Here is a 21017-nt window from a genome sequence, read left to right as displayed (position 1 = left end):
ATTTCCGGCGAAGGCCGCATCCCTCACGTGGGATGCGGCCTTCGCCGTTGCCGCTGTGGGTTCCGGACCCGCCTACGCCATCTTCCGGATCACCGACAGCGGCAGCACCTTCATCGCGTAGCCGAGCGGAATCCACGGCCAGCCCGGCACGTACGCCTTGGCCGGTTCCTTCTCGATCGCAGCCGCCAGTGCGCGACAACCTGTTTCGGTGTCGACGATGAACGGGACCTTCTTCACCTTCTCGTTGATCTCCGACCGGATGTATCCGGGGAAGATCGTGCTCACCGAGATGTCGGTGTCGGCGAGGTCGGCCCGCATACCCTCACCGAGCGAGGCGACGGCGGCCTTCGACGCGGCGTAGGTCGTCAGGTTGCGTGGCATGCCCCGCACCGCGCTCATGGACGAGATGAGGACGACGTGCCCGCGCCCACGGGGCCGCATGAGCTCGAGGGCCGCTTCGCTCTGCGCCAGTGCACCGAGGAAGTTGGTGTTCGCCGTCTGGGCGTTCGCGCGGAAGTAGCCGGTACCGAGCGGTTGTCCCTTGCCGAGGCCGGCGTTGACGATCACCCGGTCGAGACCACCGAGCTCCTCGTCGAACTCGCGGAAGACGGTGAACACGTCGTCGTGCTTGTTCACATCGAGAGCGCGCACGCTCACGGTGATGCCCGGGTACGCGGCGAGCAGTTCGTCCCGCAGCTCCTCGAGCCGTTCGACGCGCCGAGCGGCGAGCGCGAGATTCCTTCCTCGCGCGGCGAATTCACGCGCCATTCCGGCACCGAGGCCGGAACTCGCACCGGTGATGAGGATGTTCCGTCGCTGCGGGCGGCTCATCGGCTCTCCTTCTCGTATCGATCGATCAATGCACTGCAACGGGATTCGAGATAGCCGACCACGATCCAGAAGTCCTTGAAGGCAGGATTGGAGGTGTGGCCGTGGTGATAGCGGTAGTAGATCTGCTGGGCGATCACGGCGAGGCGGAACAGTCCGAACACCTCGTAGAATCCCCAACCGTCCACCGGCAGTCCGGTTCGCTCGGAATAGTATTCGACGATCTCCTGACGAGTGAGCATGCCGGGGAGATCGGACGGCTGTCGCTTCGTCAGTAGCAGCATGTCGTCGTCGTCCGCCTGGACCCAGTAGGCGAGCGACGAGCCGAGGTCCATCAGGGGGTCGCCGATGGTGGCCAGCTCCCAGTCGAGGACCGCGACCGGATTCAGCGGATCGTTCTCGTCGAGGACGATGTTGTCGAGCCGGAAGTCGCCGTGGATCACGGTCTGCGCGACGTCCTGCGGCTGCCGAGCCGCCAACCACTCGGTGACACGGGCGAAGTCGGGGACGTTGTCGGTGCGGGCCTTGGCGTAGCGCGACGTCCAGCCCGCGACCTGCCGTGCGACGTAACCGGATCCGCGACCCAGTTCGGACAGTCCTGCGGACTCCGGATCGATGCCGTGCAGTTCGACGAGCAGATCGACGATGCGCAGGCACAGGGTGCGGGTATCCGCTTCGGAGAGGTCGAGTTGCGTGGGCGGATTCGTCCGCAGGATGGTTCCGGGAACGCGGTCCATGACGTAGAAGTCGCTGCCGAGCACGCTGTGATCGGTGCACAGGCCGATCATGGTGGGCACGTAGGGGTAGACCGGTGCGAGCATCGACTGGATGCGGTACTCGCGTGCCATGTCGTGACCGGACGACGGCTTCGCCCCGGCCGGCGGCCGGCGCAGCACGAGATCGCGATCCGGATAGCGCAGCAGGTAGGTCAGGTTGGATGCGCCGCCGGAGAACTGGCGGACCTCCGGCACTCCGGTGATGCCGGCGTGCTCGGCGAGCCAGGCCGCGACCGCGTCGACGTCGAAGGCGTCCTCCTCGCGAACGGTGCGGGCGTTGTCGGGAAGTGTGGTCATCGTCGAAATCTCCCTCTCACGCGTACTTGCCGAGTTCGAACCGGGCGACGAGCCCCTGGTGCACCTCGTCGGGTCCGTCGGCGAGACGCAGTGCTCGCGCCGCCGTCCACGCACCGGCGAGGGGGAAGTCGTCGGAAAGGCCGCCACCACCGTGGATCTGGATGGCGAAGTCGACGATCTGCTGGGTGACGCGCGGTGCGACGACCTTGATCTCCGAGACCGCCGAGCGCGCTCCGGCGAGTCCCTGCGTGTCGAGCAGCCAGGCCGCGTGCAGGACGAGCAGCCGCAGTTGGTTGATCGCGATACGGGCGTCGGCGATGCGTTCGCGGTTGCCACCGAGGTTGATGATCGGCTTGCCGAAGGCGGTGCGCTCGAGGCCGCGGCGACACGCGAGTTCGAGGGTGTGCTCGGCCAGCCCGACGAGGCGCATGCAGTGGTGGATGCGGCCGGGACCGAGCCGGCCCTGGGCGATCTCGAATCCTCGTCCGGGACCGGCGATGACGGCATCGAGCGGCAGTCGCACGTCGGTGAACGACACCTCGCCGTGGCCGCCGGGCTCGTCGAAGAAGCCCATCGTCGGGAGCATGCGTTCGACCTTCACGCCGGGGGTGTCGAAGGGCACGAGGACCATCGAATGTCGCTGGTACTTGTGGGCTTCCGGATCGGTCAGGCCCATGAAGATGAGCACCTTGCAGTCGGGATGGCCGACGCCGGTGCTCCACCACTTACGGCCGTTGAGCACGATCTCGTCGCCCTCGACCACGGCGGTCGCGGCCATGTTCGTCGCGTCCGACGACGCGACCTCGGGTTCGGTCATGCAGAAGGCCGAACGGATCTCACCGTCGAGGAGCGGGCGCAGCCACTGTTCCTTCTGCGCCTCGCTGCCGTAGTGGTAGAGGACCTCCATGTTGCCGGTGTCGGGGGCGTCGCAGTTGAACACCGCGGAGGCGAACTGCGAGCGGCCCATCTCCTCGGCGAGCGGGGCGTATTCGATGTTCGACAGTCCGGCACCGAGTTCGGCGTCGGGCAGGAAGAGGTTCCACAGGCCCTCGGCGCGGGCCTTGCGCTGCAGCTCGCGGAATTCGGGGGAGACGGCCCACCTCTCGGCGGCGTCGATGTCGCGTCGTCCCTCGCCCGGGGTGCGTCGCTCGGCCCGCAGTCGCTGTTCGACGGGCGTGACCTCGGCGACGATGAACGCTCGGAGGCGTTCGAGATAGTCGCGACTGCGCTCGGACTGTGCGAAATCCATCGGGTGCCTTCCGTCGAGTTCGACCGGGAATCTGCCCGGTCGGGCGGTCGTAACTGAGCGATGCTCAGTTAGGCTATCGGTGTGAGCACCCCGCGACAAGAGGCGTCCAAAGGACGGCGTCGCCTGCCACCCGAGGAACGTCGCCGGCAGCTCGTGGCGATCGGGCTGCAGGAGCTGTCGACGCGCCCGATCCACGCCCTGTCGATCGACCGCGTCGCCGAGATCGCCGGCATCTCCCGCGGCCTGCTGTTCCGCTACTTCCCCACGAAGCAGGACTTCTACGTCGCCGTCGTCGGCGCCGCATCACGCCGGTTGCTCCGCGCGGCGGATCCCGATCCGGACGAGCAGGATCCCCTCCGGGCGGTGCTGCACCCGTTCGTGTCGTTCATCGACCGCCACGGCGACAACTACCAGACGTTCTTCCACAGCGGCGTCGGCTCCGACCCTCAGATCCGCGACATCCACGACTCGATGCGCGACACCATGGTCGAGCGGGTCGTCGCGGCGCTGGGCTGCGATGACACCCCCGTCACCCGCATGCGGCTGCGGGCGTGGTGGGCGTTCGTGGAGTCGCTGGCCATCGACCGGTTCCGCGAAGGCACACCGAGCGTCGACGAGGTCGTCGACTGTTCGGCCGCGCTGCTGCCGGCGGTGCTGGCCGGGCCGTAGACCCGAACCACCTCCCCTCGATGGGCGGAGTGCGGATCTACAAGCCGGGGATCTGGATCGTCACGCCGGGGAACACCTCGATCTGCGAAGGCACCGGGACGGGCAGATCGACCGGCGGCGCGGGAATCGTGATCGGCGGCAGGTTCGACAGGTCGGGCGGCAGCTGGAAGGTCGGCGCCGGGGGAGCGGTGGTGGTCTCGATGCCGGCGTCCTTCGGGACACCCGCCTGACCACCGATCGGCGCCGGCCACGGGAAGCTCTCGACTGGCGTGCCTTCGAGGGCGCCGTCCATCGTTCCCTTCCAGATGTCCGACGGCAGTCCGGAACCGTAGATCGACCCGCCCCAGCTGTTGGTGATCGCCCCGGCGTCGGGGGTGCCCATCCACACGGCCGTCGACAGCGACGGCGTGTACCCGACCATCCAGGCGTCCTTGTTCAACCCGGTGTCGCCGAGCTGCGTGGTGCCGGTCTTCGACGCCGACGGCCGGCCACCGGCGAGCGCGTGCCCGCGCGAGTATGCGGCGATCGGCATCATGGCCTGGGTTGCGTTGTCGGCGACCGCGGCGTCGAAGCGCTGCTCGCCGGGTGACGGCGGACGATCGAGGAGCACGACACCGTCGGCCGTGACGACCTTCTGCACGAAGTACGGCTCGTGGAAGACACCGGACGCGGCGATCGTCGCGTAGGCGGAAGCCATGTCGATGACCCGTGCCTGGTACTGGCCGAGGACGATGCCGCCCTCCGGCGGACCGCCGTTCTCGCTCAGCGTCTGCCCCTCGACCCCGGGGATCGTCAGCGGGATCCCCGCCGCATGCGCGGCGTCGGCGATCTTCTGCGGGCCGTTCGACATGGACATCATGAGCCGGTAGAAGCTCGTGTTCAGCGACCGCTTGAGCGCCTCGGCGATCGTGCAACGTCCGCACGACTCACCCTCGACGTTGCCGATGCGGATATTGCCCACCGTGAGCGGGGAGCTGTCGAAACGCGCGTTGAGGCCGATCCCGTCGTCGAGCGCGGCGAGCAGGCCGAACACCTTGAATGCCGAACCCGTCTGGACGGGGGCCTGTGCGAAGTCGAAACCGGCACCGTCCTCACCGCCGTAGTAGGCGCGCACGGCACCGGAGCGGGGATCGATCGAGACCACGGCGGTGCGCAGTTCCCCGGGTTCGCCGGACAGCGTGGACCGAGCGGCGTCGATCGCCGCCTGCTGGGCCTTCAGGTCGATGGTGGTAGTGATGCGCAGACCTTCGGTGTTGAGGGCCTGTTCGCTGATCCCCGCCGCGGACAGCTCACGCAGCACCTGGGTACGGATGTGACCTTCCGGTCCGGTCGCCTCGGTGGCCAGCACGAGGGTGTCCGACGGCACCGTCGGGGGGAACACCTGGTCCGGCCGCTCGGCCGGGTCGAGGACCTTCATCTCGACCATGCCGTCGAGCACGTAGTTCCAGCGCTCCTCGATGGCAGGCAGGTTGTACTCGGGGTCGAGCGACGACGGTGTCTGGATCACCCCGGCCAGGACGGCGCCCTCGGAGACCGACAGTTCCTCGACGGGCTTGCCGAAGTACGCCTGGGACGCCGCGCCGATGCCGTAGGCGCCGCGACCGAAGTAGATGGTGTTGAGGTACGCCTCGAGGATCTCGTCCTTCGACCACTGCCGCGCCATCTTGGTGGAGATGACGAGTTCGCGCATCTTGCGTTCGAGCGTGCGATCGGAGCCGACGAGCACGTTCTTGACGTACTGCTGCGTGATCGTGGAACCGCCGCCGGCGGTGTCCTTGCCCATGACGTTGTCGCGGGCTGCGCGTGCGAAACCGGTGATCGAGAAGCCCGGGTTGCTGTAGAAGTTGCGGTCCTCCGCCGACAGCACGGCGTTGCGGACGTGCTCGGGGATCTGCGCGATCCCGACCTCGACACGGTTGCCCTCCGGCGGGACCACCCGGGTGATCTCGGTGGCGTCGTCGGATGCGTAGACCCGCGCGAGCTGGTTCGTCTTCATGTCCGCCGGGGTCGGCACCTCCGCCGAGTAATAGGCGGTGGCGAAGATCCCGAGCGGGACGAGCACGGCGAGAACGAACGCGACGAGTACGGCGTAGCGAACGATGCGTCCCCTGCGCTTCTTCGCTGCGGCCGCGGCGGCGCGCGAGGATGTCGACCTTGTCGGGCTCGTCACTCGTTCCACTTTCTCGGTACCGAAAATCCGGACGGGAGGGTCTCCCGCCCACCGTATGGTACGGAAACGACCACGAGACGCCTCCGGAACACCGGTACGGTGCTCTTTCTCACGTCACGGCGGGGCCATCGTCACGACAGGGTCAGCCCGATCGGCGCCACGCGCGGAACGCGAACCCCCACATCACGACGAATGCGAGCAGCACGAGGGACGGCACGATGCCGGGTTGCGGCGACGTCAGCTCGGCGACCGCAGAGATCACGGCCATCACCGTGAACACCGTGAGCAGGCCGAGCAGCATCTCGAGTCGGTTCCGGCGCGGAACCTTCCTCACGACTTGACGCCACCCGCGGTCAGACCCGAGATGATGCGTCGCTGGAAGAGCAGCACCATCACCACGAGCGGCACCATGACGAGCGTGCCGCCGGCCATGATCGACGCGTACGGGGTGACGTACGGGTCGGTGCCGGTGAACCGTGCCATCGCCACCGTCACCGGGGCCGTGCTCTCGCTCGACAGCTGCGACATCAGCAGGTACTCGTTGACGGTCGCGATGAAGGCGAGGATCGCCGTGGTGAACAGCGCAGGTGCCGCGAGCGGCAGCATGACCAGGCGGAACGCCTGCCCGCGCGTCGCGCCGTCCATGCGGGCGGCCTCCTCGAGCTCCCACGGCAGTTCGGAGAAGAACGAGGTGAGCGTGTAGACGGTCAGCGGCAGCACGAACGAGATGTTCGGGATGATCAGCGCCTGGTACTTGCCGATCCAGCCGATGTCGGTGAACAGCTGGAACAGCGGCGTCACGAGCGCGACGACCGGAAACATCGACGCGCCGAGGATGATGCCGGTGACGAAGTACTTACCGCGGAACTCGAAGCGCGACAGGGCGTAGGCGGTGAACACGCCGAGCAGCAGCGCGACCGCCGTGGTGGCGCCGGCGATGATGACGCTGTTGAGCAGCGCCCGCGAGAAGTTGACCTTGGCGTCGGGGTCGAGCGCGTCGGCGAAGTTCTGCAGTGTCGGGTTCGACGGCCACAGGGTCGTGCTGAACGTCTCCGACGGGTCGCGCAGGGCCGTGACGATCATCCAATAGCAGGGGGCCAGGCCCCACACGACGATCAGCGCGACACCCAGATAGGTGCCGACCGTGCTCATCCTGCGCTTGAACGGCACCTTGCGGGTCTGCACCGGCGTGGGCTCCGGCTCCGGCCGGCTCCGAGGAATCTCGGTGGTGACGGTCATACGACCTCCCCCTTACGCTGCTTCTCCTGCGTACTCACCGCGTTGGCGCCGAGGAACCGCACCAGCACGAAGGCGACGGCGAAGATGAGCAGGAAGGTGATCGTCGACAGGGCGGACGCGGAGTTCGAACCCTGACGCATCTGGTCGACGACGAGCACCGAGATCGTGGACGTCGCCGGATTGGACCCCATCATGATCGCGGGCAGGTCGTACATGCGCAGCGCGTCCATGGTGCGGAACAGGATCGCCACCATGAGGGCGGGCTTGACCAGCGGCAGCGTGATCATCTTGAACCGCTGCCAAGCGTTCGCACCGTCGACCTTCGCGGCCTCGTAGACGTCCTGCGGGATCATCTGCAGGCCGGCGAGGATGAGCAGCGCCATGAACGGTGCCGTCTTCCACACGTCGGCGACGATGATCGCGAAGCGCGCGGGCCACGGATCGGCGGTCCACAGGTAGTCGGTGCCGAGCAGTTTGTTGGCGGCACCGTCGTTGGCGAAGATGAAGAACCACAGCTTGGCGGTGACGGCGGTGGGGATCGCCCACGGCACCAGCACCGAGGCGCGCAGCAGGCCGCGACCCCGGAACGACTTGGCCATCACGATCGCCATCGCGAAACCGATCACCGTCTCGAGCGAGACCGTGACGACGGTGAAGAAGAAGGTGTTGAAGATCGACTGCCAGAACTGGGAGCCGAGGGTGCCCGGAGGGCACGGGATCGAGCCGGTGGCGGTGTTGCAGGTCTGGGTGATCCAGCGCGTGTAGTTCTCGATCCCCACGAAACCGCCGGTGACGAATCGGCCCGTCTCGGGGTCGAGTCGCTTCGAGTCACCGTGCAGCGACATCCACACCGCTCGTCCGAGCGGGTACAGGATGATCACGGCCAGGACGAGCATCGACGGGGCGACGAACATCCACACCGGGATCTTGCGCCGCTTCTTCACCGCCGTGACGGGAGGTGCGGGCACGCGGTGACGTCCGCCGACACGTCCGCGGTCGGGACCGGGGACGGTCCCGACCGCGGGGGCGTGTGGCGGATCCGCGGGAGTGTCGACCTGCGGGTCAGCCATGTACTGCTCCTAGAGCATCAGTTGCCGGCGGTCTCGATGCCGGCCCGGGTGTCGTCCAGCGCCTGCTGGACGGTCTTCTCGCCACGGATCGCAGCGTAGGCGTTGTCGGCGATCGCCTTCGACACGGCCGAGTAGTACGGCGACGCCGGACGCGGCTTGGCGGCCTCGAGGGCCTCCTTCAGCGTCGAGAAGTAGGGGTACTGCTCGAGGATCGAGGCGTCGTCGTAGACCTCGGCGAGAACCGGGGCGCCGCCCGCTTCCGCGTAGTACATCTGCGCCTGGCGGGTCTGCATGAACTCGAGGAAGTCGCGCGCGGTGGCGGGAGCATCCGAGAACGCGCTGATGCCGACGTTGTAACCGCCGAGCGTCGAGACGCCGGGGCCGTCGACGCCGGGCAGGACGGCGATGCCGTAGTTGCCGGCGACCGATGAGGTCTCACCGTCGGTGTAGAAGCCGGGCCACGTGCGCAGGAACAGTGCCTCGCCATTGCCGAAGGCGGTCTGCGACTCGCCCTCGGTGTAGGTCTGCGCGGCGGCCGGGATGATGCCGTCCTCGAAGTTGTCGACGATGAACTGCAGGCCCTCGGCCGTCTTGTCGTCGACGGCCGGGGTCAGGCCGTCCTCGGCGACGAAGGAGCCACCGAAGGCGTTGACGATCTCGGTGACGTTGACCGTCAGGCCCTCGTAGTTCTTGAACTGACCGATGTAGCAGGCGATACCCGCCTCCTCGGCCTTCGGGCACTCGGCCTTCAGGTCGTCCCAGGTCGCGGGGGCCTCGTCGACGAGGTCGGTGCGGTAGTAGAGGAACGCGCCGTTGGTGTTCTTCGGGGCGGCGTACAGGGTGCCGTTGTAGGTACCCGACTCGACGGTCGCGGGCAGCAGGCCCTCGGTGTCGATCGCCAGGTCGCCCTCGAGGGCGAGCAGCCAGCCGTTCGCGGCGAACTCCGCCGTGTTGGTGACGTCCACGGCGATGAGGTCGTATTCGTCGCTGCGGGCCTGCATCCGCTGGGCGATGTCGTCGTACTGGTCGTTGGCCTCCTTGGCCAGCGGCTTGAACGTCACCTGCTCGTCGGGATGCTCGGCGTTCCAGTCGGCGATGATGCTCTCGAGCGCCGCGTTCAGGGGATCCTGCCCCTCGACGATCGTGATCGGACCGCGGCCTTCACCGGAAGCAGCGGTATCCTCGCCGCCGGTCGAGGTGTCGTCGCCACCGTTGTCCGACGAGCAGCCCGCGAGAACGAGCGCGGTCGCGGCCGTAGCGGCGATCGCAGCCCTCCGCATCGCCTTCGTATTCAGAACCATCAACAACTCCCCATTTCGAGGTCGTAGAACACACGTCGGTGACCCAGCTGCACCGACACCGGCCACTACTGTGGCACGCAGCACCGGTAAAAGTCGGCATTCCGCCCATCCTGAATCGGTCGAGTGTCGACTCCGCAGACCGATCCCGGAGCGGTGATCAGCCGATCCGCTTCCCGTCGGACGTTCCGAAGACGTGCACGTGCTCGGGGTCGAAGCGCAGGTACAGCCGGTCGCCCTTCTGCGGAGGGTTGCGCCAGTCGCTGCGGGCGACGATCTGCTGGCCGATCCCGCCGACGTCGGCCCGGCCGTAGACGTAGGCCTCCGAGCCGAGCTCCTCGACCACGTCGACATCCATGGCCAGACCCTCGTTCGAGATCTCGAGGTGTTCGGGCCGGATCCCGAGCACGACCTCCTTCTCGGTGACCTGGCCGACCACGTCGCGCGGCACCGGTACGTGGGTGTCGCCGATCATCGCGCCGCGGTCGAAGACCGGGAGGCGGAACAGGTTCATCGCGGGCGAGCCCATGAAACCGGCGACGAAGACGTTCGCGGGCTTGTTGTAGAGCACGCGCGGCGACGCGCACTGCTGCAGGATGCCCTTCTCGAGCACAGCGACGCGGTCGCCCATCGTCATGGCCTCGACCTGGTCGTGGGTGACGTAGACGGTGGTGGTGCCGAGGCGGCGCTGCAGCTGTGCGATCTGCGTGCGGGTCTGCACGCGGAGTTTGGCGTCGAGGTTCGACAGCGGCTCGTCCATGAGGAAGACCTGCGGCTGGCGGACGATGGCGCGCCCCATCGCGACGCGCTGACGCTGACCGCCGGACAGCGCCTTGGGTTTGCGGTCGAGGAACTGCTCGAGGTCGAGCATCTTCGCGACCTCGACGACCCGTTCGCGGATCTCGTTCTTGGGTGTCTTGGCCAGTTTCAGCGCGAAGCCCATGTTCTCCGCGACCGACATGTGCGGGTAGAGGGCGTAGTTCTGGAACACCATCGCGATGTCGCGTTCCTTCGGATCCTGCCCGGTGACGTCCTGGTCGCCGATGAGGATGCGTCCGCTGTGCACCTCCTCGAGACCTGCGAGCATGCGCAGCGAGGTCGACTTGCCGCAGCCCGACGGTCCGACCAGGACGAGGAACTCGCCGTCCTCGATCTCGAGGTCGAGCGCGTCGACCGCAGGCGTACTCGAGCCGGGGAACAGGCACGTGGCCTTGTCGAAGGTCACCGACGCCATCTCGAAGGTCCTTTCCGAAGCGGTACACGCTCGTGCGGTAGGGGAATCTACCGTGCGTCGCTCGATCGGCTCTCGACCGGCGTGACGTCGTCGTCGTTCCACACCTGGATTCCGCGGAGGCCCGGGACGTCACCGGCGCGGAAGACGGGGTCGCGCCCCTGCTTGCGTTGCGCGCTGTAGTGATGGAACAACGCGTAGGCGATACCCGACAGCGGGATCAGGGCGATGAGGTTGACGGTGGCCATGATTCCCATGGCGAGGTCGGCCAGCGCCCACACCAGCGGCAGCGAGCCGATGGCCCCGAGGAAGACGCACAGCACGACCGCCGAGCGCAGGTAGGGCAGAATGCGGCGCGATCCGGTGAGGAACTCCATGTTGGATTCGCTGTAGTAGTAGTTGCCGATCACCGAGGTGAACGCGAGGAAGAAGATCAGCACGGCGAGGAAGTGCACCGTCCAGTCACCGAGTTGCAGCGCGAGCGCGTTCTGCGTCAGAGCGGCGCCCTCGAGACCGCTGCCGAATTCGGGTTCCGACAGCAGGATGATGAAAGCCGTGATCGAGCAGACCAGCAGGGTGTCGAAGTAGACGCCGAGGCTCTGGACCAGGCCCTGCTTGACCGGGTGGGAAACCGCGGCGGCGGCGCCGGCGTTGGGCGCCGAGCCCATGCCGGCCTCGTTCGAGAAGAGACCTCGGCGGATGCCGTTCATGAAGGCAGCGCCGAAGCCACCACCGATGACCTCCTCGAGACCGAAGGCGTTCTCGACGATGAGGCGGAAGACGGTCGGGACCTCGCCGATGTTGAGGACCACGACGATGATGCCGATGACCAGGTAGACGAACGCCAGGACCGGCACGACGATCTGGGAGACGCCGGAGATGCGGCGGATTCCGCCGAAGATCACCGCGCCGACGATGAGGGCGACGGCCAGCCCCACGATCACCTGGAGTGCCATGGTCTTCTCGCCGACGGAACTCGAGACGGCGTCGACGATCGAGTTGGTCTGCACCGCGTTGAACACGAATCCGTAGGTGATCGTGATGATGACCGCGAAGATCATGCCCATCCAGCGTTTCCGCAGCCCGTACTGCATGTAGTAGGCGGGGCCACCGCGGAAGCTGCCGTCCTCGTCGCGCACCTTGTACAGCTGGGCGAGCGTGGACTCGAGGAAAGCGGTCGCTGCACCGACCAGAGCCATCGCCCACATCCAGAACACCGCGCCGGGACCACCGAGGCTGATCGCGATCGCGACACCGGCGACGTTGCCCGTTCCCACGCGGGAGGCGGCCGAGACGGAGAAGGCCCGGAATGCGGACAGGCCCGGTTCCCCGTTGGGTAGTTTCTCGGGTTTCTCCACGACGGAGCGCAGCATGTCGGGCAGGAGCCGGATCTGGATGAACCGGGACCGGATCGTGTAGTACAGGCCCGAACCGATGAGCAGTGCGATCACCGCATACCAGAACGTGTCGTTGATATCGGTGACGAAATCGACCGCAGTGTCCATCTGCACGATCTTGGTGGGTCGCGGGTGGTTTCGCAGGAACTTCGTGCGTGTTCCCGGTCTCGTGGGCGGAGTCGGTGCCAAGCTCTACGCTCGCTGGGTGAGTTCGCACAAGATGTTGAGTCGTATCGGCGGGTTGCTCCGCCAGGCGGAGTCCACCGACAACCCTCACGAGGCCGACGCCTTCCTCGCCGCGGCGCAGCGGCTCGCGACGTCCTCCTCGATCGATCTGGCGGTCGCGCGCAGTCACACGGCGGCGAAGGAACGCCGCGCGACTCCCGTGCAGCGACTGATCACCATCGGCGAGACGGGCAAGAAGGGACTGCGCACCTACGCCCAGTTGTTCATCGCGATCGCCGGGGCCAACGACGTGCAGTGCGACATCACCGCGAACTCCACCGTCATCTACGCCTACGGCTTCGCCGACGACATCGACGTGTGCGAGGCGCTGTACTCCTCCCTGCTCGTGCAGATGGTGCGGGCGTCCGACGCATATCTGCGCGAGGGCACCTACCGGAACGAGACCACGGTGCGCACCGTCGTCGAGGAACGCGGTGGCCGCCGTGTGCGCACACACGTGCGCAAGCCCGTTGCCGCGGTGACGGCCCGGCTGAACTTCCAGTCGGCGTTTGCCGCCCGCATCGGCGCCCGGCTGGCCGAGGCGAAGCAGGAGATCGAACGCGAGGTGGAAACATCCGCGCCCGGTACGGCGTTGGTGTTGCGTGGGAAGAGTCTGGAACTGCAGGACTTCTACCGCAGTACGTCGCAGGCACGGGGCAGTTGGCGAGGAAACCGGGCCCCGTCGGCGCGCTCGGCCGATGCCCGGCGCGCGGGCGACCGCGCCGGACGCGCGGCCCGGCTGGGAACGGCACCCGAACTGCCGTCGGCTCCGAGGAGGCTGGAACGGTGACCAAGGTGCGCGACACCCGCAGAACCGCTGTGTACGAAGCGGAGTCCATCGTACGGAAGATGCTCGACCGCGCCGACGAGCGCGGTCTGCGGACCGTCGAGGTCGCCGGTTCCCACGTCACGCTCCCGGTAGAGAGACGGTTCGCCTCCATCGCCTCGGTCCAGGACTACATCGACGCCGTGCTCGCCCTCGACTGGGTACGCACCCGGTGGGAGCGCGCCGCCGCGCCGGTGCGCGTGCGGGCCCGCGCGGGCAACGCGGCCGCACACTACGAACGCGACTGCGCGACGATCGCTCTTCCCGAACACCGGGTGAACACCGCGTGGGCGTTCCGCGAGATGGTGGTGTTGCACGAACTCGCGCACCATCTCGATCCGCAGGATCCAGACGACGCCACCGAGGGGGCCCACGGGCCGGCCTTCGTCGACCGCTTCCTCGCACTCGTCGGCGAAATAATCGGTCCGGAAGCAGCATTCGCTTTGCAGGCGACAGGGATCGCCACCCCGGTGCATCCGCGGCGATAACCTCCGGTTTCCGGAATCCTTACCGGCTCGAGAACCTTTCTTCGGCATGCCCGCGGACGGCCGGTCGAGATCTGTAGCAGGCCTCGTATCCTGCTGCACAACATACTGATTGGTGCTTTTCGAGCCCGTCGTTCACTCCGGAATCCGCATGCCTACGAAGCACGCGAATCAAGGCCTCGAGTGACGTACCGTGGTTTGCATCACACAAAGACGCGCATCGGCTGCGTACCGTACCGAGACCTCCCCGGCCCCTTCCGAGCACGCCACACGACGCGCGGCATACGAAGGAGAACGGTGATGAAACCCGGAGCACGAGTCGCCCTCGGTGTGGCATCGGATATTTCCTCGGCCGTACCAAGACGAAGAGGAAGAGCCCGAACCGCCTCGGAAACGTGCGCCCGCCAAGCGGACCCGGGCGACGAAGAGCACCGGTACGCGCTCGTCCCGCTCGAGAGGATCCCGGTCATGACCATCCAACCTGCAGGGGGCGGCGGTGGAGGCGGCGGGGGCGGTATGGCCCGTCCCAACTCGTCCGGCCTCGCCGACGTCATCGACACCATCCTCGACAAAGGCCTCGTCATCGACGCGTTCGTGCGTGTCTCGCTCGTCGGTATCGAACTGCTCACGATCGACGCCCGCCTCGTCGTGGCCAGTGTCGACACCTATCTGCGTTTCGCGGAAGCGGTGAACCGGCTCGAGATCTCCGACAACGAGCCGAAGGGCCTTCCGGATCTCGTCGGCGACATCACCTCCGGCGGTTCCAAGCACAAGACGAAGGGCGCGCTCGAGGCTGCGGGGGAGAAAGTCAGCGAGTTTCTCGGGGACGTCCAGGAGGAGCGGCAGCCCGCTCGACGATCACGCAGGGGTGAGGACTGATGTCCACCGAACAGACCGAACGACCCGAGCAGGGCGACAGCGACGAAACCGCCACGACCACTGCGGTCTACGTCTACGGCATCGTCCCGTCGGATGTGGAACCGGAGGAGCATGCGGAAGGGGTGGGCAATCCGCCGGCCGAGGTGTCGGTGGTCAAGTCCGGTCGCATCGCTGCACTGGTGAGCGAGATCCCGACCGATCGCGCTCTCGGCACACCGGACGATCTCGAGGCGCACGCCGCGTTGCTCGACGGGACCGTGACGGTCGCCCCCGTGCTCCCGCTGAGATTCGGTGCCGTCCTCACCGACCGGGACGCGGTGGCCGCGGAATTGCTCGAGGGGAACGAGGACGAACTCGCCTCGGCCCTCGACCAACTCGACGGTCTCGCACAGTTCGTCGTGAAGGGACGGTACGACGAGAGGGCGATCCTGCAGGAGATCCTCGAGGAGAACTCCGAGGCGGCGCAGTTGCGGGAGCAGATCCGTGGGCAGTCCGAGGACGCGACCCGCGAGGCGCGAATGGCGCTCGGGGAAATCATCAACGCGACGATCGAGGCCAAACGGAACGAGGACACGCGCCGCACGGTCGAGGCCCTGTCGTCGCTCGACCCGATGGTCAACGAGCGGCAACCCACGCACGAGCAGGATGCCGTGCACATCGCCGTCCTCATCGAACTCGAGCGGCAGGACGAACTCGAACAGGCCCTGCAGGAACTGGGTCGGGAATGGGAAGACCGGGTCGAGATCTCGTTGCTCGGCCCGATGGCGGCCTACGACTTCGTGGCGAAATCCGACCCCGGCGAAGGAGGTTGACGATGGGTCTGCTGACCTCCCTGCTCACGCTGCCCCTCGCTCCCGTCAGGGGAGTGATGTGGCTCGGAGAGATCATCCAGGAGCAGGTCGAACAGCAACTGCACGATCCCGCCAACGTGCGGCGCGAACTCGAGCAGATCGAGGAAGCGGCGGAGGCGGGTGAGCTGACCCCCGAGGAGAAGGACGAGGCGCAGCAGGCCGTGCTGAACCGCATGATCTCCCGGGGCGGCTCCGGCCCCGCCGGGGGAAAGGAGTGATCCCGTGGCGCAGGACACCGGCCCGCCCGCGATCTCGGCGGCCGAGGCCGCATCGGCGGCCCTCACACATCTGAAGGAACTGACCTCGAAGGAAGCTCAGGGGGTCACCTCCGTCGAACCCACCGAGGACGGATGGGTCGTCGAGGTGGAGGTCGTGGAAGACCGGCGGATTCCGTCGTCGGCCGACATGCTCGCGCTCTACGAGGTGGAGGTCGATCTGGACGGTGATCTGCTCGCGTACCGGCGGACCCGGCGTTACGGACGCGGCAGCAGCGACATCGGCGCAAGGACCGGGTCATGACGGTGGTCGGTGGGGGAGGCGGCATGTCGTCGCCGCAGCCCTACGGGGGTGGAGGACGGTCGACCAATCTCGGCGACATCCTCGAACGTGTCCTGGACAAGGGGTTGGTCATCGCCGGCGACATCCAGGTGAATCTGCTCGACATCGAACTGCTCACGATCAAGCTCCGCCTCGTCATCGCATCGCTCGAGACGGCCAAGGCCGTCGGGATCGACTGGTGGGAGAGCGATCCGTGGTTGACGAGCAAGGCTCGCTCACCCGAGGTCGATTCGAGCCGGGTGGAACTCGAATTGGAGAACCGGCAGCTTCGCGAACGGTTGGCCGCACTCGAGGCCCGAGCGGAGGAACTGGAGCCGGAACCGGCGGAGATCGTGGACGAGGAGAACCGTGACTGACACGACCGGGACCTGGATGTACGCCGTGACCGACGGGACGCTCGTCGGCCACGAGACCGAGGGCGCCTCCGGCGTCGCCGGCGAGCAGGTCCGCACGGTGCAGGAGGGCGGACTGACCGCCGTCGTCGGAACGGTGCCCCTGGACGATTTCGGCGAGGCCGCACTGGCTCGCAATCTCGAGGACCTGGACTGGCTGGAAAGAGTGGCCCGCGCCCATGATTCGGTCGTCGCCGGATTGGCACGGCACGTCTCCGTGGTACCCCTTCGACTCGCGACCGTCTGCCTCGACGACGAACGGGTCCGGGCCCTGCTCACCGAGCACCGGGAGCAGTTCGCGTCTGCGCTCGCCCTCGTGACCGGTCGTACCGAATGGGGGGTCAAGGCGTTCGCCGATCGCAAGGCGCTGACCGCGGCCGCCGCGGAAGCGCATGCGGAGGGTGCGGGTTCCGGCAGGGGCACGGCCTATCTGCTGCGTCGCCGCGCGCAACTCGCAGCGCAGGAGAGCATCGAACGCGATGCGGCCGGACGCGCCGCCGATATCCACGATCGGTTGCTGCGTGTGTCGGCCGCGGGTCGCCGGAGCGCGCCGACCGATCCGGCACTGAGCGGCAGCCAGGAGTGGATGCTGCTCAACGGGACATATCTCGTCGACGACGACAGGGCGGACGAATTCTATTCCGAGGTGGAGGAACTCGGGTCCCTGAATCCGGGGATCAGGCTCGAGACGAGCGGCCCGTGGCCGCCCTACTCGTTCGCTGGAGCAGAACGGATCTCGCCGTGAGATACGCCGACGGATCGGTGGACGAGGAACGGCGGATCGCTCTGATCGATCTGCTGGATCGGGTGCTGTCGGGCGGCGTGGTCATCACCGGCGACATCACACTGTCGATCGCGAGTATCGATCTGGTGCGGATCTCGTTACGCGCGTTGATCTCGTCGATCAGTACCCTGTCGCTGCCCGGGGTCGACGTCCCCGTTCCCCGTGGGGCCCGGGAGGGTTCGTGAGCGAGCCGGCGAACTTCCCGTCGCGTATCGACGCCGATCCCGAATCCGTGGAGCGGGGTCTGGTGACGCTGGTGCTCACGCTCGTCGAACTGCTCCGGCAGCTGATGGAGCGTCAGGCCCTGCACCGCATGGATGCAGGGGATCTCAGCGACGAGCAGATCGAACGGCTCGGCACGACACTGATGCTGCTCGAGCAGCGCATGGGCGAACTGCGCGACCATTTCGGGCTCACCCCCGAGGATCTCAACATCGATCTCGGTCCGCTGGGGACACTGCTGCCCCGGGAGTGAGCCCGATCGGTCACATTCCGGCGATCTCCACGAGCTCGTAGTCCTTCACACCGCCGGCGAGCACCCGCAGGTGATCGTCCATGGTGCCGAGGGTGTGCTCGATCGCGGTCAGGCGGCTCAGGTAGTGGCCGATGGAGTGCTCGGCCGTGACACCGATGCCGCCGTGCATCTGCACGGACTCCTGGCCGATCTTCCGAGCGGACCGGCCGACCTGCAGCTTGGCGCGCGAGGCGATGGTCGGGTCGACGATGCCGTCGGCGAGGGCCATGGTCGCGTACAGGCTCATGCTCGACGCCAGCTCGTACAGCACGTACATGTCGGCCGCACGGTGGGTGAGCGCCTGGAACATCGACAGCGGCACACCGAACTGCTTGCGCTGCTTGAGGTAGCTCGTGGTCAGCTGCACCGAGGAGTCGAGGGCACCGACCGCCTCGGCGCACAGTGCCGCCTGCGCGTGCACCTGCGCCGCGGTGATGGCGGCGGACGCGTCGGCCGCCTCACCGAGCGGGGTCGCCGCAACATCGTCGAGCACGAGTTGCGCACCGCGACGCTCGTCGTGGGTGCGGTACGGCGTGCGGACCAGACCGTCCGCCGATGCGTCGACGACGAACAGTCCGACGCCACCCTCCGGGAGCTTCGCGGAGACGATGAAGGTGTCGGCGCAATCACCGTGCAGCACAGGATTCTTGCGACCGGAGACGGTCCAGGAGTCGCCGTCGCGCGCCGCGGTGGTGGCCACCTCGGTGTGCGGCCAGCGGCTGCCCGGCTCGTCGTGCGCGAACGCGAGGAGCACGGTGCCCTCGGACAGTTGCGGCAGGATGTCGGAGCGCTGCGCGTCGGTGCCGACCTCGGCGACGAGCCGGCCGGGCAGGTAGACGCAGTCGAGCACGGGCTCGGGTGCGAGCGCGCGGCCGATCTCGGTCATGACGGCCATGACCTCCACCGGTCCGGCTCCCATGCCGCCGTGCTCCTCCGCGAAGGGCAGGCCGAGCACGCCGAGTTCGCCGAGTTGCTTCCATACGTCGCGGTTCCAGCCCAGGTCACCTTCGGCCACCCGGTTGCGCGACTCGACGTCGTACGCGCCGGAGAGCAGGTCGCGGACGGTCGCGCGGAGCATGTCCTGTTCGGTGTCGAGTTCGAAGTTCATGTCCGGGGCCTCACAGTCCGAGAATCGAGGAAGCGATGATCGAACGCTGAACCTCGTTCGACCCGCCGTAGATGGTGACCTTGCGGTTGTTGAGGTAGGTCGGCATCGTCAGCTGCGCCCAGTCGGGCGAGTCGATACCGGCCTCGCCGGCGGGCAGCGAATCGGGGCCGGCGATGTCGACGAGCAGTTCGGTCGCGGCCTGCTGCAGCTCGGAGCCGCGCATCTTGAGCAGCGACGATGCCGGGTTGGGCTTGCCGTCGGCCGAGCCGGCGACGACGCGTAGCTGGGTGAGCTCGAGAGCGAGCAGCTCGTTCTCGAGTTCGGCGAGGCGTGCCGCGAAGATCGGGTCGTCGAGCAGCGAGCCGCTGCCGTAGCGGGTCTCGGCCGCGAGGGACTTCGCCCGCGCGAGCTTGACCTTGGTGGCGCCGACCCGGGCGATGCCGGTGCGCTCGTTGCCGAGCAGGAACTTCGCCTGCGTCCAGCCGGTGTTCTCCTCGCCGACGAGGTTCTCGGCGGGAACGCGCACGTCTTCGAAGAAGACCTCGTTGACCTCGTAGCTGCCGTCGATCAGTTTGATCGGACGGAGGGTGACGCCCGGGGTGTCCATCGGGAAGAGCAGCATCGAGATGCCGGCCTGCTTCTTCGCGTTCGGATCGGTGCGGACGAGGCAGAAGATCCAGTCGGCGTGCTGCGCGAGCGTCGTCCACGTCTTCTGACCGTTGACGATGTAGTCGTCACCGTCGCGGACGGCGCGGGTCTTGAGGGACGCGAGGTCGGAGCCGGCCTCGGGCTCGGAGAAGCCCTGGCACCACCAGATGTCGAGGTTGGCGGTGGCGGGGAGGAAGCGTTCCTTCATCTCCTGCGAGCCGAACTGTGCGATGACCGGCCCGATCATGGACGCGTTGAACGGCAGCGGGTCGGGCACCGACGCGAGCTGCAGCTCGCTGAGCCAGATGTTGCGCTGCATCGGCGTCCAGTCCTGACCGCCCCATTCGACGGGCCAGTTGGGAACGGCGAGGCCGCGCGAATGCAGGATGCGCTGGACGGCGACGTAGTCGTCCTTGCCCAGCGGAGTGCCGGAGGCGGTCTTCGCACGCACTTCGGCGGGGATCTCGGTGGTGAAGAAGGTGCGCAGTTCGTCGCGGAACGCACGCTCCTCCTCGGTGAGCTTCAGGTTCATGGAGGGACCTTCCAGGGATGCCGGCGCCGTAGCGCTTCTCGCGATTCCAAACTAACCTTACATTGTTAGCTCGTCCAGGCCGGGCCGGAAGGAGGACGATGGATGGCGCGCCCGCGCACGCCTCTGCTCAGCCGTGAGCTCATCCGCGACGTCACGCTACGACTCGTCGACGAGCACGGCCTCGACGCCGTCTCGATGCGTCGGATCGCCGCCGAACTGGGTGTTCGCGCCCCGTCGCTGTACAGCCACTACGCCACCAAGGAAGAACTGCTCGACGACATCGCCGACGCCATCGGTGAATCGGTCGACGTCAGCGGGTTCGCCGAGGACGACTGGCAGGAAGCTCTCCGACGCTGGGCTCGCACCTACCGCGACGCGCTCGCCGCGCACCCGAATATGGTGCCCTTCCTCGCCTCGAGTCCCGGCACCCGGCCCGTCTCCCTCCAGGCGTCCGACGCCATCCACGGCGGCCTCACCCGCGCCGGCTGGCCGCCCCGCTTCGCGACGATGATCGGAGCCTCGATCAAGTACATCGTCATCGGTTCCGCGATCACCTCGTTCGCGGGCGGATTCGACGATCACATCGACACCTACAACGAGCGGTATCCGCATCTGTCGCAGGCGCATCGGCTTCGCGAGTACGCCGCCGAGATCGATGCCGAGAGCTTCGACCTCGTTCTCGAGTCCTTCCTGCGGGAACTCGGGCGACGATACGAGATGTTTCCTTAGCCCGAATGCACCGATCAGCTGAGCGCGTTGCTGTGAATATGGTTGTGCGGTAACGATCGCTCTGCTGGCATGGCTGATCGTCCGACCACTCGGGTCGGGTTGTTCCACTGGATCGTCAAGTCCCGAGTTTTGTTGAGGCTGAGCGTGTGTTCAGTCCTCAGGCCGCAGGTGCGGCCGGTGGTTGTGCGTAGTAGGCGGTCTCGATCTCGGTCGGGGTGCGGTAGTCGAGTATGCCGTGGACCCGTTCGGTATCGAACCAATG

Annotated in this window: 24 protein-coding genes; 12 read left to right on the top strand and 12 right to left on the bottom strand. The window is 67.2% G+C overall.

What is annotated here, in order from left to right; translation table 11 throughout:
* Positions 1-72: 72 nt before the first annotated feature.
* Genes ACQR3U_RS13930 through ACQR3U_RS13920 form a run of 3 tightly spaced genes read right to left on the bottom strand, consistent with a single transcriptional unit; the run spans position 73 to position 3150 of the window.
* Positions 73-831, bottom strand: a complete 759-nt coding sequence (locus tag ACQR3U_RS13930; protein ID WP_006550823.1) for an SDR family oxidoreductase — start codon at positions 829-831, stop codon at positions 73-75.
* Positions 828-1901: a phosphotransferase family protein gene (locus tag ACQR3U_RS13925; protein WP_006550824.1), complete on the bottom strand. Its 1074-nt coding sequence runs from the start codon at positions 1899-1901 to the stop codon at positions 828-830. The genes ACQR3U_RS13930 and ACQR3U_RS13925 overlap by 4 nt, the downstream gene beginning before the upstream one ends.
* Before the next feature lie 16 nt (positions 1902-1917).
* Positions 1918-3150: an acyl-CoA dehydrogenase family protein gene (locus ACQR3U_RS13920; RefSeq protein WP_006550825.1), complete on the bottom strand. Its 1233-nt coding sequence runs from the start codon at positions 3148-3150 to the stop codon at positions 1918-1920.
* Between the two features lie 81 nt (positions 3151-3231).
* On the opposite strand from ACQR3U_RS13920, the gene ACQR3U_RS13915 reads away from it, so the two are divergent.
* The gene (locus tag ACQR3U_RS13915) at positions 3232-3819 is read left to right on the top strand and encodes a TetR/AcrR family transcriptional regulator (RefSeq protein WP_033098472.1); all 588 of its coding nucleotides are present in this window, start codon (positions 3232-3234) and stop codon (positions 3817-3819) included.
* Between the two features lie 37 nt (positions 3820-3856).
* On the opposite strand, the gene ACQR3U_RS13910 is transcribed toward ACQR3U_RS13915, so the two are convergent.
* The 7 genes from ACQR3U_RS13910 to ACQR3U_RS13880 all read right to left on the bottom strand — a co-directional run bounded on the left by ACQR3U_RS13910 (position 3857) and on the right by ACQR3U_RS13880 (position 12332).
* Complete coding sequence (locus ACQR3U_RS13910) at positions 3857-5989, bottom strand: transglycosylase domain-containing protein (RefSeq protein WP_230810707.1); 2133 nt, start codon at positions 5987-5989, stop codon at positions 3857-3859.
* Between the two features lie 142 nt (positions 5990-6131).
* Positions 6132-6323 carry a hypothetical protein gene (locus tag ACQR3U_RS13905; RefSeq protein WP_006550829.1) on the bottom strand — a complete coding sequence of 64 codons (192 nt, stop codon included), beginning with the start codon at positions 6321-6323 and terminating at the stop codon, positions 6132-6134.
* Positions 6320-7141 (bottom strand): carbohydrate ABC transporter permease, encoded by an 822-nt coding sequence (locus ACQR3U_RS13900; protein WP_033098494.1) that lies wholly within the window; start codon positions 7139-7141, stop codon positions 6320-6322. Before ACQR3U_RS13900 ends, ACQR3U_RS13905 begins: the two co-directional genes overlap by 4 nt.
* A gap of 83 nt (positions 7142-7224) precedes the next feature.
* Entirely contained in the window at positions 7225-8298 is a 1074-nt protein-coding gene (locus ACQR3U_RS13895) for a carbohydrate ABC transporter permease (RefSeq protein WP_019290533.1), read from the bottom strand.
* Positions 8299-8315: 17 nt separating this feature from the next.
* Positions 8316-9599 (bottom strand): ABC transporter substrate-binding protein, encoded by a 1284-nt coding sequence (locus tag ACQR3U_RS13890; protein WP_230810706.1) that lies wholly within the window; start codon positions 9597-9599, stop codon positions 8316-8318.
* Positions 9600-9756: 157 nt separating this feature from the next.
* Complete coding sequence (locus ACQR3U_RS13885; RefSeq protein ID WP_006550833.1) at positions 9757-10830, bottom strand: ABC transporter ATP-binding protein; 1074 nt, start codon at positions 10828-10830, stop codon at positions 9757-9759.
* 47 nt (positions 10831-10877) lie between these two features.
* On the bottom strand, positions 10878-12332 hold the full coding sequence (locus ACQR3U_RS13880; protein ID WP_230810705.1) for an alanine/glycine:cation symporter family protein: 1455 nt from the start codon (positions 12330-12332) through the stop codon (positions 10878-10880).
* A 97-nt stretch (positions 12333-12429) separates the two neighbouring features.
* On the opposite strand from ACQR3U_RS13880, the gene ACQR3U_RS13875 reads away from it, so the two are divergent.
* The 10 genes from ACQR3U_RS13875 to ACQR3U_RS13830 all read left to right on the top strand — a co-directional run bounded on the left by ACQR3U_RS13875 (position 12430) and on the right by ACQR3U_RS13830 (position 17699).
* Positions 12430-13239: a DUF2786 domain-containing protein gene (locus ACQR3U_RS13875; protein WP_230810704.1), complete on the top strand. Its 810-nt coding sequence runs from the start codon at positions 12430-12432 to the stop codon at positions 13237-13239.
* Positions 13236-13763 carry a TIGR04338 family metallohydrolase gene (locus ACQR3U_RS13870; RefSeq protein ID WP_230810703.1) on the top strand — a complete coding sequence of 176 codons (528 nt, stop codon included), beginning with the start codon at positions 13236-13238 and terminating at the stop codon, positions 13761-13763. The genes ACQR3U_RS13875 and ACQR3U_RS13870 overlap by 4 nt, the downstream gene beginning before the upstream one ends.
* Positions 13764-14228: 465 nt before the next feature.
* Positions 14229-14639 carry a gas vesicle protein GvpJ gene (gene gvpJ / locus ACQR3U_RS13865; RefSeq protein WP_230810702.1) on the top strand — a complete coding sequence of 137 codons (411 nt, stop codon included), beginning with the start codon at positions 14229-14231 and terminating at the stop codon, positions 14637-14639.
* Positions 14639-15451 (top strand): GvpL/GvpF family gas vesicle protein, encoded by an 813-nt coding sequence (locus tag ACQR3U_RS13860; RefSeq protein ID WP_230810701.1) that lies wholly within the window; start codon positions 14639-14641, stop codon positions 15449-15451. The genes gvpJ (ACQR3U_RS13865) and ACQR3U_RS13860 overlap by 1 nt, the downstream gene beginning before the upstream one ends.
* A gap of 2 nt (positions 15452-15453) precedes the next feature.
* Positions 15454-15708 carry a gas vesicle protein GvpG gene (locus ACQR3U_RS13855; RefSeq protein ID WP_019290525.1) on the top strand — a complete coding sequence of 85 codons (255 nt, stop codon included), beginning with the start codon at positions 15454-15456 and terminating at the stop codon, positions 15706-15708.
* A 4-nt stretch (positions 15709-15712) separates the two neighbouring features.
* Positions 15713-16009, top strand: a complete 297-nt coding sequence (gene gvpO, locus ACQR3U_RS13850) for a gas vesicle protein GvpO (RefSeq protein ID WP_019290524.1) — start codon at positions 15713-15715, stop codon at positions 16007-16009.
* Entirely contained in the window at positions 16006-16404 is a 399-nt protein-coding gene (gene gvpJ, locus ACQR3U_RS13845; protein WP_024102486.1) for a gas vesicle protein GvpJ, read from the top strand. The genes gvpO and gvpJ (ACQR3U_RS13845) overlap by 4 nt, the downstream gene beginning before the upstream one ends.
* On the top strand, positions 16397-17185 hold the full coding sequence (locus tag ACQR3U_RS13840; protein ID WP_230810700.1) for a GvpL/GvpF family gas vesicle protein: 789 nt from the start codon (positions 16397-16399) through the stop codon (positions 17183-17185). The genes gvpJ (ACQR3U_RS13845) and ACQR3U_RS13840 overlap by 8 nt, the downstream gene beginning before the upstream one ends.
* Positions 17182-17409, top strand: coding sequence for a gas vesicle protein (locus ACQR3U_RS13835; RefSeq protein WP_230810699.1), 228 nt, complete (start codon positions 17182-17184; stop codon positions 17407-17409). The genes ACQR3U_RS13840 and ACQR3U_RS13835 overlap by 4 nt, the downstream gene beginning before the upstream one ends.
* Positions 17406-17699, top strand: coding sequence for a gas vesicle protein K (locus ACQR3U_RS13830; RefSeq protein ID WP_230810698.1), 294 nt, complete (start codon positions 17406-17408; stop codon positions 17697-17699). The genes ACQR3U_RS13835 and ACQR3U_RS13830 overlap by 4 nt, the downstream gene beginning before the upstream one ends.
* Before the next feature lie 10 nt (positions 17700-17709).
* On the opposite strand, the gene ACQR3U_RS13825 is transcribed toward ACQR3U_RS13830, so the two are convergent.
* Together ACQR3U_RS13825 and ACQR3U_RS13820 are read right to left on the bottom strand one after the other, a co-directional pair.
* Positions 17710-18846, bottom strand: coding sequence for an acyl-CoA dehydrogenase family protein (locus ACQR3U_RS13825; RefSeq protein ID WP_006550847.1), 1137 nt, complete (start codon positions 18844-18846; stop codon positions 17710-17712).
* Between the two features lie 10 nt (positions 18847-18856).
* On the bottom strand, positions 18857-20026 hold the full coding sequence (locus ACQR3U_RS13820; protein WP_064256074.1) for an acyl-CoA dehydrogenase family protein: 1170 nt from the start codon (positions 20024-20026) through the stop codon (positions 18857-18859).
* A 102-nt stretch (positions 20027-20128) separates the two neighbouring features.
* On the opposite strand from ACQR3U_RS13820, the gene ACQR3U_RS13815 reads away from it, so the two are divergent.
* The gene (locus tag ACQR3U_RS13815; protein ID WP_006550849.1) at positions 20129-20755 is read left to right on the top strand and encodes a TetR/AcrR family transcriptional regulator; all 627 of its coding nucleotides are present in this window, start codon (positions 20129-20131) and stop codon (positions 20753-20755) included.
* The last annotated feature ends 262 nt before the right edge of the window (positions 20756-21017 follow it).

The sequence above is a fragment of the Rhodococcus sp. IEGM1339 genome (genome assembly GCF_050321925.1).
GTDB lineage: Bacteria > Actinomycetota > Actinomycetes > Mycobacteriales > Mycobacteriaceae > Rhodococcus > Rhodococcus pyridinivorans.
The sequence above is the reverse complement of the archived record's forward strand: the minus strand, read 5'-3'. Positions and strand labels throughout refer to the sequence as shown.

Excerpts from the sequence above, each read along its gene's own strand:
- ACQR3U_RS13930 (WP_006550823.1), bottom strand. The coding sequence starts at position 831 with ATGAGCCGCCCGCAGCGACGGAACATCCTCATCACCGGTGCGAGTTCC.
- ACQR3U_RS13925 (WP_006550824.1), bottom strand. The coding sequence starts at position 1,901 with ATGACCACACTTCCCGACAACGCCCGCACCGTTCGCGAGGAGGACGCC.
- ACQR3U_RS13920 (WP_006550825.1), bottom strand. The coding sequence starts at position 3,150 with ATGGATTTCGCACAGTCCGAGCGCAGTCGCGACTATCTCGAACGCCTC.
- ACQR3U_RS13900 (WP_033098494.1), bottom strand. The coding sequence starts at position 7,141 with ATGAGCACGGTCGGCACCTATCTGGGTGTCGCGCTGATCGTCGTGTGG.
- ACQR3U_RS13895 (WP_019290533.1), bottom strand. The coding sequence starts at position 8,298 with ATGGCTGACCCGCAGGTCGACACTCCCGCGGATCCGCCACACGCCCCC.
- ACQR3U_RS13890 (WP_230810706.1), bottom strand. The coding sequence starts at position 9,599 with ATGGTTCTGAATACGAAGGCGATGCGGAGGGCTGCGATCGCCGCTACG.
- ACQR3U_RS13885 (WP_006550833.1), bottom strand. The coding sequence starts at position 10,830 with ATGGCGTCGGTGACCTTCGACAAGGCCACGTGCCTGTTCCCCGGCTCG.
- ACQR3U_RS13880 (WP_230810705.1), bottom strand. The coding sequence starts at position 12,332 with ATGGACACTGCGGTCGATTTCGTCACCGATATCAACGACACGTTCTGG.
- gvpJ (WP_230810702.1), top strand. The coding sequence starts at position 14,229 with ATGACCATCCAACCTGCAGGGGGCGGCGGTGGAGGCGGCGGGGGCGGT.
- ACQR3U_RS13860 (WP_230810701.1), top strand. The coding sequence starts at position 14,639 with ATGTCCACCGAACAGACCGAACGACCCGAGCAGGGCGACAGCGACGAA.
- ACQR3U_RS13855 (WP_019290525.1), top strand. The coding sequence starts at position 15,454 with ATGGGTCTGCTGACCTCCCTGCTCACGCTGCCCCTCGCTCCCGTCAGG.
- gvpJ (WP_024102486.1), top strand. The coding sequence starts at position 16,006 with ATGACGGTGGTCGGTGGGGGAGGCGGCATGTCGTCGCCGCAGCCCTAC.
- ACQR3U_RS13825 (WP_006550847.1), bottom strand. The coding sequence starts at position 18,846 with ATGAACTTCGAACTCGACACCGAACAGGACATGCTCCGCGCGACCGTC.
- ACQR3U_RS13820 (WP_064256074.1), bottom strand. The coding sequence starts at position 20,026 with ATGAACCTGAAGCTCACCGAGGAGGAGCGTGCGTTCCGCGACGAACTG.
- ACQR3U_RS13815 (WP_006550849.1), top strand. The coding sequence starts at position 20,129 with ATGGCGCGCCCGCGCACGCCTCTGCTCAGCCGTGAGCTCATCCGCGAC.